We start from the raw sequence: 14,573 nt of genomic DNA, 5'->3' as shown, positions 1-14,573 counted from the left end.
AGCGTGCCTTGACACGGCTGGTCGGCGACTAAAGATCGGCTGTGGATCGGGGGCGGGGGAGGTCTGGTTGGGGTAGTCGGCTGCTTTGCGTTGCCAGCCGGCGGTTGCGAGAGCAGAGAAGGCCGGCCCGTTGGTCGGTCCGCTTCCGCTGCCGACTCCCGCCACACGGACCGAGCACGCCCCCGCACAGCCAGTCCGCTCTCACCACCGCCACCCACCATGCGAACCGAGCACGCCCACACACACAGCCAGTCCGCTCTCACCACCGCCCCCCGCCATACGGGCCGCCCCGACATATAGCCAGCCCACTCCCGCTACCGGCTCCGGCAGGCGGGCCGCATGCGCCCCGGCGCAAAGTCCACTCCCGCTGCCACTTCCCGCCACGCCAGTCGCACCCGCCCCGGCGCAAAGCCCACTCCCGCTGCCACCTCCCGCCCCGCCATGCGGGCCGAGCGCGCCCCGGTACAAAGCCCACTCCCGCTGCCACCCTCCGCCACGCCAGCCGCACCCGCCCCCACACGCAGCCAGCCCACTCCCGCTCCGACCTCCCGGGCGCGAGGTGGATTCGCACCCACCACGCGCTATGATGGACGAGACGGTATCGTCCCGACCATCTGAGGAGCGTTGTCATGACTCTCTCTCCCGAGGACCGGCGCCGTCGCGCTCATGAGGCTGTGGATCGCCTTCACGAGCGCGTGCTGGCGCACGACATGGACGGCTTCGCCGACGTCTTCGCGCCCGGCGGGGTCATGGAGTTCCCCTTCGCGCCGCCCGGGTGGCCCACCCTCCAGGGCCGGGAGGCGGTGCGCGAGTACGTGCGCGACTACACCGACAACGTCGACATCAAGGCGATCACGTCCCAGACCCGCCACGAAACCACCGACCCGGACGTGCTGATCGTCGAGTGGGAGGTCGACGGCACGGCGCTGCGCACCGGGCGGCCCTACCGGATTCGGTACGTCAACGTGGTCCGCGTGGGCGCCGACGGTATCGAGTCGCTGCGGGACTACTGGAGTCCGCTCGCCGCCGGGCACGCTCTCGGGCGGCTCGGCGAACTGGTCGCCATGCAGGAGGATGCGCAGTGAAAGTCCTGGTCACGGGCGCGTCCGGGAACACCGGGCGTCCCCTCGTGCAGTTGCTCACCGAGGCGGGTGCGACGGTCCGCGCGGCGAGCAGGCGCACCGGGTTCGACTGGTCCGACCCGGCCACCCACGACGCCGTACTGGACGGCGTGGAGCGCATGTACCTGGTCGCGCCGGTCGGGATCGCCGAGCCGGAGCCGCTCGTGCGCCCGTTCCTCGAGCGCGCCCGGGAAGCGGGGGTGCGCCGCGTCGTGCTGCTCAGCTCGTCGGCGGTGGCGACCGGCGATCCGGGGCTGGGCCGGGTGGACAGCGCGGTCCGGGAGATCATGCCGGAGCTCGCCGTGCTGAAGCCCTCGTGGTTCATGCAGAACTTCACCGGCGACCACCCGGTAGCCGAGGGCATCCGGTCCCGCGGCGAGATCGTGACCGCGACCGGCGAGGGGCGGGTCGCGTTCATCGACGCCGCCGACATCGCGGCCTCCGCCGCCGCGCTGCTGCTGGCCGACGAGTGCGGCCGCGACGAGCACGTGATCACCGGCCCGGAGGCCATCAGCTACGCCGAAGCCGCCGCGATCTACAGCGAGGTGACCGGCGCCGAGGTGCGCCACACCAGCGTCGGGACGGCGGAGCTGGCGGACCGCTTCGTGGCCGCGGGCTACCCGGCCGACTTCGCGGCCGCCCTCGCCGCCCTGGACGAGGGCATCCGGCACGGCAGCGAGGACCGCGTGACCGGCACCGTGCACCGCCTGACCGGCCGCCCGCCGAAACCGCTGCGCCGCTTCCTGGCCGAGCAGCTCAGGAACTGACGCGGCCCAACTAGGCTGGGCACATGGATTCTCCCGCCGCCGGCCTGACCGAACTGAGCCGCGGACTCGCCGGATACCTGCGGGCAGTCGCCGAAGCCGTCGGCGTGCCGGCGGAAGCGACCTCGTTCGAGCTCAGCGACACGGCCACCGCGTACCTGGGCCTGACCCGGCGGTGGCCGACCCGGCCGGCCGAGGACCTGATGCTGGTGTGGAGCGAACGCAGCGGCTGGGCGGTGGCCGTGGAGACCGAGCCGGGCGAGACGCCGATGGTGCTGGCCTGGTTCGCCGGGGACGACGTGGTCCCGGAACCGGCGGACGTGGCGCGGTTCGTGACCGAGGTGATCGCCGCCGACCGCTCCGACGCGCCCCGCCCGGTGTTCGCCGTGGACGTCGGCCGCACCGAACTCGCCGCCCGCCTGGCGCGGTACGTGGAGCCCTAGGCGGGCGGCACCACCAGGACGGGCCGATCACCCGCCGAAGTCGTCACGTCCACCGTGTCCGAACAGGCGGCAACCGCAGCCAGCGCGCCACGCGGCTGGCGCGGTACGCAGAACCCTAGGACCGGGCGGGCGGCACCACCACCAGCACCAGGCGGTCACCCGCCGAGGTGGTCACGTCCACCGTGTCCGACTCCTGCCTGCGGTAGCCGACGACCGGGGCCAGCGAGCCGCGCCGGTCGAAGTGGCGCACCGCGGGGTCCCAGGCGGTCGTGTGGTAGGCGATCCGGTCGATCGGCCCCAGGCGGGCTGCCAGCACCGCACGCAGTGCCGGCAGCTCCGCGGACAGGTCTCGCGACCGTGGCCACCAGGCCCCGTCGACGTACCCCGGGGTGGGCGCCGACGGGTTCTGACTCGCTCGGAGTTTCAGCCGCGGCGGCCCGGCGGCCATACCGGCCTTCGGGGTGGTGGTGCGAACGTGCGGGCCCGACGACATGCCGGTGCTCCTGCCCCCGGCCCGTGACCGGGTCGGCTTCAGCGGCCGAGAACGGCGCCGGCTTGACCGCCCGCGCGCGAGATGCTCTCGACCCCCTTGACGCTACACCCTCCAGCACCCGATGGCGGCGTTCGCGAGCGGATTTCCGCGCACGGACACCGGAAAGGGGGACGAGCCATTCCCAGAGGTCCACAATGTACTTAGCAGGAACCGGCGGCGAGTCCGGTCGTGGCGTAGCGGGCGACGATGGTGCGGACGGCCTCGTCGACGACCTGAGCCACGCGGTCGGCGCTCACCTCCCAGCCCGGCACCAGGAGCTTCGGCCAGAAGACGTAGTTGGAGATCATGCCCAGGAACTGGGTGGCCACGAGGTCCACATCCTCGATCCGCACCGTTCCCGCCTCGTGCTCGGCCAGGAGATAGCTGCGCACGGACTCGAAGTAGGGCATCTTCCCGCGCGAGAACTGCGCGTTGGCGAGTTCGGGGAACCGCGGCAGCTCGGCGATGACGATCCGGAACAGATCGGTCATCTGGGGACGGCCCAGCAACTCGGCGTACCGGCGACCGATGGTGCTCAGCCCGTTGACGATGTCGCCCGCCGGCGGTGGCTCCTCCTCGTCGGCGGCCGACCAGGACTCGGTCACGATGGCGTCGAACAGGGCGGCTTTGCTCGGAAACTGCTTGAACAAGGTGGCCCGCGAAACGCCCGAGCGCTCCGCGATCCGCGCCAGCGACGTCCGGTCGTAGCCCAGCTCGAGGAACAGCGCGGTCGCGGCCGTCACGATCAGCGCGCGCTTCTCCTCGGCGACGCGCTGGTGATAGGTCGTCACGGCCCTGCTCATGAACCGAGCATACGAGGCGAGTGGCTTGACTCACCACTGCGGCCAACCTAGTGTCGAAGTGGATGGTGAGTCGACCGGCTCACCACTCGTCGCCCCGTTCCGGAGGAACATCCGATGCCCCGCTTCGACAACCAGACCGTGCTCGTGACCGGCGGGACCGGCGGCCAGGGCTCGAGCCACGTGCGCGCCTTCCACGCGGAGGGAGCGAACGTGGTGATCGGCGGCATCGACGCACGACGCGGCGCCGCTCTCGCCGATGAGCTCGGGGCCCGCGCCCGCTTCGTCCGGCTGGACGTCACCGACGAGAGCTCGTGGTCCGCCGCTGTGCTGGCCGCCGAGGACGCCTTCGGCGCCCTGAACGTGCTCGTGAACAACGCGGGCGTGCAGAATCCGCCCGCGACCATCGCGGACACGGACCAGGCCACGTGGTCGCGCATCCTCGACGTCAACCTCACCGGGACCTTCCTCGGCATCAAGGTCGCCGCCCCCGCTCTGCGCGACGCGGGAGGAGGAGCCATCGTCAACATCGGCTCGACCATGGGCCTGGGCGGCACGGCGCACTACGCGCCCTACGTCGCCGGCAAGTGGGCCGTGCGAGGCCTCACCCGAACAGCAGCACTCGAACTCGGCCGCGACCACATCCGGGTGAACGCCATCCACCCCGGCGTGATCTCGACCCCCTTCATCAACGAACCAGCAGCCGGCGCCACCGCGGCGATCGCCGACTTCTACTCCCCCGAGCCGTTCGCCATCCCCCGGCTCGGTGAGCCGGCCGACGTCACCCGGCTTCTGCTGTTCCTCGCGTCCTCTGACGCGTCGTTCATCACGGGGTCGGAGTACGTCGTCGACGGTGGACTCCTCCTCGGCCCCGCCCTTCCGTCCGAGGCCGCATGAGCAATGGACATCCGACGAGCTGACGCCGCGGTCCCAGACCAACCAGAAAAGGGGTGCGACGCCTCGCGCCGCACCCCTCTTGCCGGGCCGGGAGTCAGTTCTCGGCCGCCGCGGCGGCCTTCTCCTGCTTCGCCTGGCGACGGGCCTTCGCCGCCAGGATCGCGGGGCTGATCTTGCCCGTTTCGGCCGGCTTGCGGGGCTCCGGCGCGTCCGGGATCTCGTCCGCAGGGGTCTCGGTCTCGTCCACATCGGACTCCGGCGCCTCGGCGGTCTCCGCTTCCACGACCTCGGCGACCGCATCGTCCTCATCGGACTCCGCCGCGGCCGCTTCCTCAGTCCCGGTCGGCAGCAACGGGAGTGCGGGCGGGTGGAGCTCCGGGGTGCGCGCCGCCTGCTCGGCTGCCGAGTCGATGATCTCGCCGATCCGCACCAGCTGCGCGAGCAGCGTCTGCCGGGTGCCGCGCAGGCGTTCGACCTCCTGCTCGGCCCGGCGGATCATCGCCAGCGCCTCCTCGTTGGCCTGCTTCGCCAGGTCTTCGCGCTGGCGGCGGGCCTCGTCGGCCTGGTCCTCGTACGCCTTGCGGATCTCCGCGGCGTCCTTTTCGGCCTGTTCGCGGATCTCCCGCGCCTCCAGCTCGGCCTGGGCGATGATCCGCTCGACGCGGGCGCCGATGTTGCCGGAGCCCACCACCTGCAGCGGCACCGACGTGTCACCGCCCAGCTCGGACAGGCGCCGCTCCTTCTCCTCCAGCTCGCTCGCCAGGTGCCCGGCCCGCGCGCGCAGCCGGCGGATGTAGGCGTCGACCTCCCGGCGGTCGTAACCACGCAGAGCCGACGAGAAGTCGATCTCGCGATCGGCCAGGATGTCATTGCCACCGCTGTTGACCATGCCCCGAGTCTCGATCGCGCCGCCTGCCCCTGCAAACGGCTGTTCCCCGTTCGGCTGAAGATCAACGCGTGCCGGCCACCCTCGCGGCACCGCCACCAGCCATCGCACCGTGACGACCGGGCGTTCCGCGCAGTCCGTTCGTGCGGCCGACGGCCCGGAACACCCGGAAGCGACTGCCCGCCGTGAGCACGAGACCGGCCACGGTCACCGGTACGGGTGGTATCACGCTTCCTGCGAGCCCCGCGGCCGTCCGTGTGCGGCGCGGCGCGGTAGAGGTGCACCGAGGCGACAAGGAGAACCCGTTCACCGGGATCGGACGCGGTCGACGTGTTCCTCGCCGCCTACGCGGTGCCCCCTACCGCGCCTGCGCGAGCCGGAGGACAGTGGACCCAGGTCTCGTCATTGCCCGGGCAGCGACGCCGACCAGGTCCCCGGTGGTTCAACCCGCGTGCCCCGGGGACCGCCTACCCGGCGCCCGCCACGACCGGCGGCTTGCGCACCAGCGCCACCATCGCGGCGCTGAGCAGGCCCGCGACGGCGAACACCGCGAACCCGAGCCCGGACAGCCGGCTCGCCACCAGGACGCCGCCCAGCCACGGCCCGAAGACCGCACCGAACCGCCCGATGCCGGACACCCAGCCCAGCGCCGTCGCGCGCACGCCGGCCGGGTAGTGGGCGCCGACGCTGGAATAGATCAGTGTCTGCGCACTGAACAGCCAGCCGCCGGTCAGGAACACCACGACGTAGGTCAGCGGCAGCGGCATCCTGATCGCCAGCAGCCCGACCCCGGCCGCGGTGAGCGCGAACCACAGGATCGCCACCGGCCGCGCCCCGAACCGGTCCGCCAGCCGCCCCGCGACGAGCATGCCCGCGATACCGCCGACGTTGATCACCAGCAGGAAGCTGACCGCGGACCCGAGCTGGTAGCCGTTGCCGCGCATCATCGTCGGCAGCCAGGTGTTCACGCCGTAGACCAGCAGCAACCCGCCGAACGAGGCGATCCAGAACAGGATCGTGGTGAGCGCGACGGACGAGGTGAACAACGCGCGCAGGCTGCCCGGCCGCTGCTCGGTCCGCTCCGGCTCGAACGGCTCGAGCGCGACCCCGTGGCGGTCGGCGATCGCCTGCGCTCGCGCCCGCCGGCCCCTGGCCAGCAGGTAGGTCATCGACTCCGGCAGCATCAGGTGGACCACCGGCAGCACCACCAGCAGCGGCAGCGCGCCGAGCCAGTACACCGAGCGCCAGCCCAGCGACTCGACCACCGACATCGCGAGCGCGCCGGCGATCGCGCCGCCCGCCTGGTGCGCGGTCATCACGATGGTCACGCTCAGGTTCCGGCGCCACGGCGGCGCATACTCCATGACCATCGCGATCGCCGACGGCAGCAGCCCGCCGAGGCCGACGCCGGCCACGAACCGGGCGGCGCCGAACACCTCGACCGACGGCGCCACCGCGCAGGCCGCGGAGGCGAGCGAGAAGACCACGACACCGGTCAGGATGATCTTCCGTCTGCCGATCCGGTCGGTGACGATCCCGGAGCCGAGCGCGCCGAGCAGCATGCCGAACGTGGTGAGGCTGCCGATCGTCCCGCCGGTCACGGCGGTCAGGCCGAAGCCCTCGTCCGCGAGCACCCCGGGCAGGGTCGCGCCGTAGACGAACAGGTCGAGCCCGTCCAGCAGCACGAGCACCCAGCACAGGGCCGTGACCCGGACCGACAGCCGGGCGATCGCCGGATCCCTCTGTTCCATCACGGACATCGGTGTCCCTCTCGTCGTCGAGCCAGTGGAAAGTGACGGCGAAAGTACCCGGTGCACGATCGTGCGCACAAGATTGTTGACAATTTTGGCCGCAAAAAGCATGCTGACTGGAGCACGAGCCGAAGCGAGGAGAGGAAGCCATGCCACAGCAGGCAACCGGCGCCGAGGAGGTCCCGGCGTGAACAAGGTGATCGTCACCGACCCGCCCCGCGCCGACGGCGACGACGTCGCCGCGCTCGCGGAGTTCGGCGTCGCGACCGTGCACGAGGCACTGGGCCGCACGGGCCTGCTCGGCCCGGACCTGCGGCCGATCCAGGACGGCGCCCGCATCGGCGGCACCGCTGTGACGGCCCTGTGCTGGCCGGGCGACAACCTGATGATCCACGCCGCGGTCGAGCAGTGCCGCCCCGGTGACGTCCTGGTCGTCACGACCACGTCGCCCTCGCGGGACGGGCTGTTCGGCGAGCTGTTCGCCACCGCGTTGCAGCACCGCGGGGTGCGCGGGCTCGTCATCAACACCGGGGTGCGCGACGTCGCGGACTTGCGGGCGATGGGTTTCCCGGTGTGGTCGGCCGCGGTGAGCGCGCAGGGCACCGTGAAGGCGACCGCGGGCTCGGTCAACGTGCCGGTCGTGATCGGCCGGCAGGCCATCCGCCCCGGCGACGCGATCCTGGCCGACGATGACGGCGTGCTGTGCGTGCCGCGCGAACTCGTCGGCGAGGGGCTGCGCGCTTCGCGGGCCCGCGCGGACAAGGAAGAGGCCACGCGGCAGGCGTTCCGCGCCGGCGAGCTGGGTCTGGACCGCTACGGGCTGCGGGAGAAGCTCGCCGATCTCGGCGTCCGGTACCTGACCGCCGAGGAGTACGCGAAGCTGGAGCGCGAATGAGTGTGCGCTGCATGCTGATGCGCGGCGGCACGTCCAAGGGCGCGTATTTCGTCGCCTCCGACCTGCCCGCGGATCCCGCCGAGCGCGACGACCTGCTGCTGCGGATCATGGGCACGCCCGACCCGCGGCAACTCGACGGGCTCGGCGGCGCGCAGCCGGTCACCAGCAAGGTCGCCATCGTCTCCCCCGCCGGGGGCGACCGGGACGTCGACTACCTGTTCCTGCAGGTCGGCATCGAGGATGCGACCGTTTCGGACCGGCAGACGTGCGGGAACCTGCTCGCCGGCGTCGGCCAGTTCGCCGTCGAGCGCGGCCTGGTGCCCGCCGGCGGCGACCGCACCAGCGTGCGCGTGCGGATGGTCAACACCGACTCGATCGCGGTCGCGACGTTCGCCACGCCCGGCGGCCGGGTCGACTACAGCGGCACTACGGCGATCTCCGGCGTGCCCGGTACCGCCGCGCCGGTCGAGCTGGAGTTCACCGGCACCGAGGGGTCGGTGTGCGGCAGCCTGCTGCCCACCGGCAACGTCGTCGACGAGATCGGCGGCATCCCGGTGACCTGTGTGGACAACGGGATGCCGGTCGTCGTGGCGCGCGCCGCGGACTTCGGGATCACCGGCTACGAGGCGGCGGACGAGCTGACCGGGCTGGCCGGCCGGATTCAGGACCTGCGGCTGGAAGCCGGGAAGCGGATGGGGCTCGGCGACGTCAGCGGCGCGTCGGTGCCGAAGACGACGCTGGTGGCCGCGCCGCGCGACGGCGGCGCCATCTGCACCCGGACGTTCATCCCGCTGCGCCCGCACCCGTCGATCGGAGTGCTGGGCGCGGTGAGCGTGGTGACCGCGCTGATGCTGGACGGCGCGGCCGGGCACGAGCTGTTCGCCGCGCCGCCGCCCGGTTCGCCGGTCGGCGTCGAGCACCCGAGCGGCACGCTGGAGGTCGGCGTCGAACTGGCGCCCGGGCCGCGCGTGGCGCGCTCGACCGTCATCCGCACCGCGCGGAAGTTGTTCGACGGCACCGTTTTCCCCCGTCCCTGACAATCCTGGAAGGCACCGATGCCCCACCTCGAACCCTCGCCCCGGCACGAGATCGCGCACCTCGGCCACGTCGAGCTGTTCACCCCGGAACCGGAGAAGAGCCTGGAGTTCTTCGTCGACGTCCTCGGCCTGACCGAGAACGGCTCGCGCGGCGATTCCGTCTACCTGCGCACGTGGGACGACTACGAGCACCACAGCGTCAAGCTGACCGCCGCGAAGACCTCGGGCGTGGGGCGGACCGCGATGCGCGCGTCGAGCGAGGCCGCGCTGAAGCGGCGGGTCGCGGCGATCGAGGAACGCGGGCTGGGCATCGGCTGGGCCGACGGCGACACCGGGATCGGGCCGACGTACGTGTTCCGGGACCCGGACGGGCACGAGATGGAGATCTACTGGGAGACCGAGAAGTACGACCCGCCCGAGCACCTGCGGCCGTCGCTGAAGAACCAGGCCCAGGCGTACCCGGCGCGCGGGGTGTGCGTGCGGCGGCTCGACCACGTCAACTACCTGGCCCAGGACGCGGCGGCGAACGGCGGCTTCATCTGCGACGCGCTCGGCGGGCGGGTGACCGAGCAGATCCGGCTCGACAGCGGGGTGATCTCCGGGCAGTGGACACACTTCGCGCAGAAGTCCTACGACTTGGTCTACACCAATGACTGGACGCGCTCGTCCGGGCGGCTGCACCACATCGCGTTCGCGACGGACACGCGCGAGGACATCCTGCGCGCGGCGGACATCGCGCTGGACAAGGGCGTGTTCATCGAGACCGGGCCGCACAAGCACGCGATCCAGCAGACGTTCTTCCTGTACGTCTACGAGCCGGGCGGCAACCGGATCGAGCTGTGCAACCCGACCGCGCGGCTGATCTTCGCGCCGGACTGGGAGCCGGTGACGTGGACCGAGGCCGAGCGGGCGAAGGGGCAGGCGTGGGGCCTGAAGACGATCGAGTCGTTCCACACGCACGGGACGCCGCCCGTGGAGGGTTGAGGCTGTGTCCCACAGCCGGCGCACAGGTCGTTCTGCGGGTGCTCTCAGGCCGGCGCGTCACGATGTGAGCCCGGACAGGAGGACGCCCGTGCACGACGACAAGCCCCGCGACGAACCAGCGACCACGCCGGCCGGCGATGCGACCACGCCCGCGGAAGCGCCGCCCGCGGCTCCGGCCGGCGATGCTGCGGCGCCTCCTGCCGCAGCATCGGGCGAAACCGCGCCCACGCAAGCACCGCACGCCACCCCGGTCGAAACTGCGGCGGGGGCCGCACCTCCCGCCGCAGCCCCTGACGGGACCGCGCCCGCGCAGGCATCGCATGCTGTGCCTGCAGGCGAAGCCGCGGCTACGCAGGCACCACCGGGCACGCCTTTGGCGACACCTCCCGCCCCAGTCGCCCGCGGGGCTGCGCCCGCGCAGGCGGCACACGCGGCTCCCGCCGCGGCCGCTGTTCCTGGCGCGCCGTCCGGCGCTTCTCCTCGGCCCGGGAAGCGCCGCCTGGGGGTCGGCGTCGTGGCGGGGATCGCCGCGGCTGTGCTCGTTCTCGGGGGCATGGGTGGCTTCACGGTCGGGCGGGCGACCGCCGGTTCCGATGACGGCGGGCGTCCCGGCTACGGGCAGTTCGACCTGGTGCCGCGTGGCTACGGTGAGCCGCCGGGCTTCGGGGAGCGCGAGCGCGGGTCGGACAACGGCGGGTCCGACACCTGAGTCTGCGCCCCGGGCCCACCGGACCGTCTCCACCCGACCTCACGACGCGGCCGACGCCCCAAGCCGGCCGCACCGCCCCAGGCCGGCCGCGCCGCAAGCCAGCCGCGCCGCCGCAAGCCAGCCACACCCGCCCCAAGCCGGCCGGACCGCAAGCCAGCCGGACCGCTCCAAGCCGGCCGCACCGCCGCAAGCCGGGCTCAGGACGCGGGCGTCACCGGGGCCATCCAGATCCCCACGATGGCGTCGATCATGCCGGTCGCCGCGTCGTGCCAGTTCTGCCTCGGCGTCGCGGTTCCGTCGGCGAGGGCGCGCTCCCGCTCCGCGTTCATGTGCACCATCAGCTGGCGCATCATCGCGCTCCGCTCGGCACGCACCTCCGGCGGCAGCTCCGGCAGGCACCGCTTCAACCCCTCCAGCGTCTTCACCATCGACGGGGACGACAGGGCGTCCTCGGCGAAGATGTCCCGCAGCGCGGGATCCGTGGTGACCTGCGCGCTGAACCGGGCGAACCACGTCGGGTTTCCCAGCGCCGCCAGGTGTTCCGCGGCCGGCCGCACCATGCACGCGATCCAGTCGCGCGGGTCGCCGGACTCGCCGGCCTCGGCCACCATCCGGTCGCGGATCCGCTCCATCTCGGCGGTGTGCTTGCGGACGATCGCGCGCACCAGGTCGGCCTTCGTGCCGAAGTGGTAGCCGACCGCGGCCGTGTTGCCCTGCCCCGCCGCCTCGCTGATCTGCCGGTTGGACACCGCGTACACGCCGTGCTCGGCGAAGAGCCGTTCGGCGGTCGTGAGGATCGCCTCGCGCGTGGCGGTGACGCGGTCGGCCCGGGCCGTCTTCGTCGTCATCGTCACCACCCGCGGGTCTCCGGAGGGGCCAGTTGGCCCATATCCAGGCATTTTACCGATCACCCGCCTGCATCCTGACCAGGCCTGTTAGGCTAAGTCAATCGCTTGATTTAAACCGACCGGAGGCCTGGCAATGTCCTCTGCCCCTGTCCGTCACGTGGGCGACCCGGCGCCGCCCGTGGCCCGGACCGGCCGCGTGGTCGCGGTGCTGGCGTTCACCGGCATCGTCGTCTCGCTGATGCAGACCTTGATCATCCCGCTGGTCCCCGAGCTGCCCGGCCTGCTGAGCGCGTCACCGGCGGACGCCGCGTGGGCCATCACCGCCACGCTGCTCGCCGCCGCGGTCGCCACCCCGACCGTCGGGCGCCTCGGCGACATGTACGGCAAGCGGCGGATGCTGCTGGTCAGCGTCGTCCTGCTGATCGCGGGGTCGGTGACCTGCGGCCTGTCGAGCAGCCTGGTGCCGATGATCGTCGGCCGCGCGCTGCAGGGCCTGGCCTCCGGCGTGATCCCGCTGGGCATCAGCATCATGCGCGACGAGCTGCCCGCCGAACGGCTCGGCTCGGCGACCGCGATGATGAGCGCCTCCCTCGGCGTCGGCGGCGCGCTCGGCCTGCCCGCCGCGGCGCTGATCGCGGAGAACGCCGACTGGCACGTGTTGTTCTGGACGGCCGCCGGCCTCGGCGTGGTCGCGTTCCTGCTGGTGGTGTCGTTCGTGCCGGAGTCGTCGGTGCGCACCGGCGGGCGGTTCGACCTGCCCGGCGCGCTCGGCCTGTCGGCCGCGCTGCTGTGCCTGCTGCTGGCGATTTCCAAGGGCGGGGACTGGGGCTGGGGCGACGGGCTGACCATCGGCCTGTTCGTCGGCGCCGTCGTGGTGCTGCTGGTGTGGGGCTGGTGGGAGCTGCGCACGAGGGAACCGCTGGTGGACCTCCGCACCACCGCGCGCAGGCAGGTGCTGCTGACCAACATCGCGTCGGTCGTGTTCGGGTTCGCCATGTTCGCGATGTCGCTGGTGCTGCCGCAACTGCTGCAGCTGCCGACGGCGACCGGGTTCGGGCTCGGCCAGACGATGCTGATGGCCGGCCTCGTGATGGCGCCGTCAGGTCTGGTCATGATGGCCACCGCGCCGGTGTCGGCGAAGATCTCCCGGACACGCGGCCCGAAGGTGACGCTGATGCTCGGCGCGCTCGTGGTCGCGATCGGGTACGGGCTCGACATCGTGTTGATGGGCGAGGTCTGGCAGCTGCTGATCGCCTCGTGCGTCATCGGCGCCGGGATCGGGCTGTCCTACGGCGCGATGCCCGCGCTGATCATGTCCGCGGTGCCGGTGTCGGAAACCGCGTCGGCGAACAGCCTGAACACGCTGATGCGCTCGATCGGCACGTCCACCTCCAGCGCGGTCGCGGGTGTGGTGCTGGCGCAGATGACCGTGTCGCTGGGGCCGGTGACCGTGCCGTCGCAGGACGGGTTCCGGGTGGTGCTGGCGATCGGCGCGGGCGCGGCGCTGGTGGCGCTGTTCGTCGCCGCGTTCCTGCCCGCGCGGCGCCGGGCCGCGGCCGGGCGGAGCGTGTCGGGCACCGTGCGCGGGGCGAGTGGCGCGGCGGTGGTCACGGTGACCGCGCACCGGGCCGACGGGAGCGTCGCGGCGAGCGCGGCGGCCGGTTCGGACGGCGCCTTCGCGCTGGCGGCGCTGCCCGCGGAGCCGCTGTCGCTGGTGGCGGTGGAGCACCCGGCGGTGCACGAGACGGTTTCGGTCGGCGCCGGGGTCACGCAGCGGCACGACATCGACTTGGCGGAGCGGGCATGACCACGACGGCAGAGGTGACGCTCAGCGGACGGGTGCGCAGCGGGCGGCGGGCGCTGCCGGACGTGACCCTGACGTTGACCGACCGGGTCGGCGCGCAGGTGGCCCGTGCTCGTACCGCGGCGGACGGATCGTTCCGGCTCGGCGGGCTCGCGCCGGGCAACTACGTGCTGATCGTGGCGCGCGCGGGGTTCCAGCCGCAGGCGACGGTCGTCGCGGTCGAGGCCGGGGCCGCGCCGCTGGACGTGACGCTCGAACCGGCGACCAGCGTGCGCGGGGTGGTGCGGGACCGGCACAGCGGGCGGCCGATCGCGACGGCGGCGGTGACGGCCGTGGGCGCGGGCGGGGAGGTCATCGCAAGCACGGTGTCCGATCCGGACGGTGGCTACCGGATCACCGGTGTCGACGCGGGTGAGATCACGCTGGTGGCAGCCGCGCCGGGCGCCGATCCGGTGGCGACGGTGGTGCCGCTGGGTGGTGGGCGGGAGCACGAGGTCGACCTGGAGCTGGACACGCACAGCACCCTCACCGGCAGGGTGACCGCCGGGGGCCGCCCGGTCGCCGGGCTGGCGCTGGAGCTGCGGGACGCGTCCGGCCGGGCGGTGGCCGCGGCGGTGACGGGCGCGGACGGGACGTACCGGTTCGAGCGGGTGAGCGCCGGGCAGTACACGCTGACGAGCGCCGCGGGCCGCCCGGTGGTGACGACGATCCCGGCGGACGCGGTGACCGCGGAGCTGGTGCTGGAAGGTCCTTAGTGGAGGGTTCAGGCCGGCTGCAGCGGTGGTCTTGTGGGGGCTGGCAGCGCGGCGATCAAGCGGCGGCTGCGGAGACGGCGGTCCGTGGCGGGGCGGCGGGCCGCCGGACGGCGGCCAGATCGTCGAAGCGGCCCGTGGGGGCGGGCACGCACGAGCCGCCGAGGTGGCGCAGCTGCACGGCCCGCGGCAGGGGCGAGCGGGTCGCCGAACCGCGGCCAGATTGACGCAGTGGCCCGTGGGGGCGGGCGCGAGCCCGCTGCTGCGGGCCGAGCAGGGTGCGCTCCGGGTCGAGCCGCTCGGTGCAGGTGGCCGAGTTGCCGTCGCCGCAGGGCTGGTCGTCGCGGTAC

At 72.8% G+C, this 14,573-nt stretch carries 16 protein-coding genes; 10 read left to right on the top strand and 6 right to left on the bottom strand.

Features of this window, described 5'->3' with window-relative positions; genetic code table 11:
- Positions 1–629 precede the first annotated feature (629 nt).
- The 3 genes from ABZ215_RS40385 to ABZ215_RS40375 are packed head-to-tail and all read left to right on the top strand — an operon-like array spanning position 630 to position 2,328.
- A complete protein-coding gene (locus tag ABZ215_RS40385) occupies positions 630–1,085 on the top strand; it encodes a nuclear transport factor 2 family protein (protein ID WP_354955986.1) in 456 nt (151 codons plus the stop codon).
- A complete protein-coding gene (locus ABZ215_RS40380) occupies positions 1,082–1,888 on the top strand; it encodes an ergot alkaloid biosynthesis protein (RefSeq protein ID WP_354955984.1) in 807 nt (268 codons plus the stop codon). The genes ABZ215_RS40385 and ABZ215_RS40380 overlap by 4 nt, the downstream gene beginning before the upstream one ends.
- A 23-nt stretch (positions 1,889–1,911) precedes the next feature.
- Entirely contained in the window at positions 1,912–2,328 is a 417-nt protein-coding gene (locus tag ABZ215_RS40375; RefSeq protein ID WP_354955982.1) for a DUF6292 family protein, read from the top strand.
- Between the two features lie 115 nt (positions 2,329–2,443).
- Here ABZ215_RS40375 and ABZ215_RS40370 read toward each other — a convergent pair whose 3' ends face one another.
- Positions 2,444–2,821 (bottom strand): DUF5994 family protein, encoded by a 378-nt coding sequence (locus tag ABZ215_RS40370; protein WP_237338731.1) that lies wholly within the window; start codon positions 2,819–2,821, stop codon positions 2,444–2,446.
- A 200-nt stretch (positions 2,822–3,021) separates the two neighbouring features.
- Positions 3,022–3,663: a TetR/AcrR family transcriptional regulator gene (locus ABZ215_RS40365; RefSeq protein WP_354955980.1), complete on the bottom strand. Its 642-nt coding sequence runs from the start codon at positions 3,661–3,663 to the stop codon at positions 3,022–3,024.
- A gap of 114 nt (positions 3,664–3,777) precedes the next feature.
- On the opposite strand from ABZ215_RS40365, the gene ABZ215_RS40360 reads away from it, so the two are divergent.
- A complete protein-coding gene (locus ABZ215_RS40360) occupies positions 3,778–4,557 on the top strand; it encodes a glucose 1-dehydrogenase (protein ID WP_354955978.1) in 780 nt (259 codons plus the stop codon).
- 94 nt (positions 4,558–4,651) lie between these two features.
- On the opposite strand, the gene ABZ215_RS40355 is transcribed toward ABZ215_RS40360, so the two are convergent.
- Positions 4,652–5,446 (bottom strand): DivIVA domain-containing protein, encoded by a 795-nt coding sequence (locus tag ABZ215_RS40355; protein ID WP_354955976.1) that lies wholly within the window; start codon positions 5,444–5,446, stop codon positions 4,652–4,654.
- A gap of 464 nt (positions 5,447–5,910) precedes the next feature.
- Complete coding sequence (locus ABZ215_RS40350; protein ID WP_354955974.1) at positions 5,911–7,203, bottom strand: MFS transporter; 1,293 nt, start codon at positions 7,201–7,203, stop codon at positions 5,911–5,913.
- Between the two features lie 178 nt (positions 7,204–7,381).
- Here ABZ215_RS40350 and ABZ215_RS40345 point away from each other — a divergent pair, with 178 nt between their 5' ends.
- The 4 genes from ABZ215_RS40345 (at position 7,382) to ABZ215_RS40330 (ending at position 10,819) form a co-directional block, all read left to right on the top strand.
- The gene (locus ABZ215_RS40345) at positions 7,382–8,089 is read left to right on the top strand and encodes a 4-carboxy-4-hydroxy-2-oxoadipate aldolase/oxaloacetate decarboxylase (RefSeq protein WP_354955972.1); all 708 of its coding nucleotides are present in this window, start codon (positions 7,382–7,384) and stop codon (positions 8,087–8,089) included.
- A complete protein-coding gene (locus ABZ215_RS40340; RefSeq protein WP_027936605.1) occupies positions 8,086–9,126 on the top strand; it encodes a 4-oxalomesaconate tautomerase in 1,041 nt (346 codons plus the stop codon). Before ABZ215_RS40345 ends, ABZ215_RS40340 begins: the two co-directional genes overlap by 4 nt.
- 18 nt (positions 9,127–9,144) lie before the next feature.
- Positions 9,145–10,110: a catechol 2,3-dioxygenase gene (locus ABZ215_RS40335; protein ID WP_354955970.1), complete on the top strand. Its 966-nt coding sequence runs from the start codon at positions 9,145–9,147 to the stop codon at positions 10,108–10,110.
- 514 nt (positions 10,111–10,624) lie between these two features.
- Entirely contained in the window at positions 10,625–10,819 is a 195-nt protein-coding gene (locus ABZ215_RS40330; RefSeq protein WP_354955968.1) for a hypothetical protein, read from the top strand.
- Between the two features lie 197 nt (positions 10,820–11,016).
- Here ABZ215_RS40330 and ABZ215_RS40325 read toward each other — a convergent pair whose 3' ends face one another.
- The gene (locus ABZ215_RS40325; protein WP_354955966.1) at positions 11,017–11,667 is read right to left on the bottom strand and encodes a TetR family transcriptional regulator; all 651 of its coding nucleotides are present in this window, start codon (positions 11,665–11,667) and stop codon (positions 11,017–11,019) included.
- A 133-nt stretch (positions 11,668–11,800) separates the two neighbouring features.
- Here ABZ215_RS40325 and ABZ215_RS40320 point away from each other — a divergent pair, with 133 nt between their 5' ends.
- Positions 11,801–13,474, top strand: a complete 1,674-nt coding sequence (locus tag ABZ215_RS40320) for an MFS transporter (protein ID WP_354955964.1) — start codon at positions 11,801–11,803, stop codon at positions 13,472–13,474.
- The gene (locus ABZ215_RS40315) at positions 13,471–14,226 is read left to right on the top strand and encodes a carboxypeptidase-like regulatory domain-containing protein (RefSeq protein WP_354955962.1); all 756 of its coding nucleotides are present in this window, start codon (positions 13,471–13,473) and stop codon (positions 14,224–14,226) included. Before ABZ215_RS40320 ends, ABZ215_RS40315 begins: the two co-directional genes overlap by 4 nt.
- 55 nt (positions 14,227–14,281) lie before the next feature.
- Here the strand turns inward: ABZ215_RS40315 and ABZ215_RS40310 are convergent.
- Positions 14,282–14,573, bottom strand: a 292-nt coding sequence (locus ABZ215_RS40310) for a hypothetical protein (RefSeq protein WP_354955960.1), incomplete at its 5' end; no start/stop codon positions are given.

It is taken from the genome of Amycolatopsis sp. NPDC006131 (assembly GCF_040614175.1).
Taxonomy (GTDB): Bacteria; Actinomycetota; Actinomycetes; order Mycobacteriales; family Pseudonocardiaceae; genus Amycolatopsis_E; species Amycolatopsis_E tucumanensis.
The sequence above is the reverse complement of the archived record's forward strand: the minus strand, read 5'-3'. Positions and strand labels throughout refer to the sequence as shown.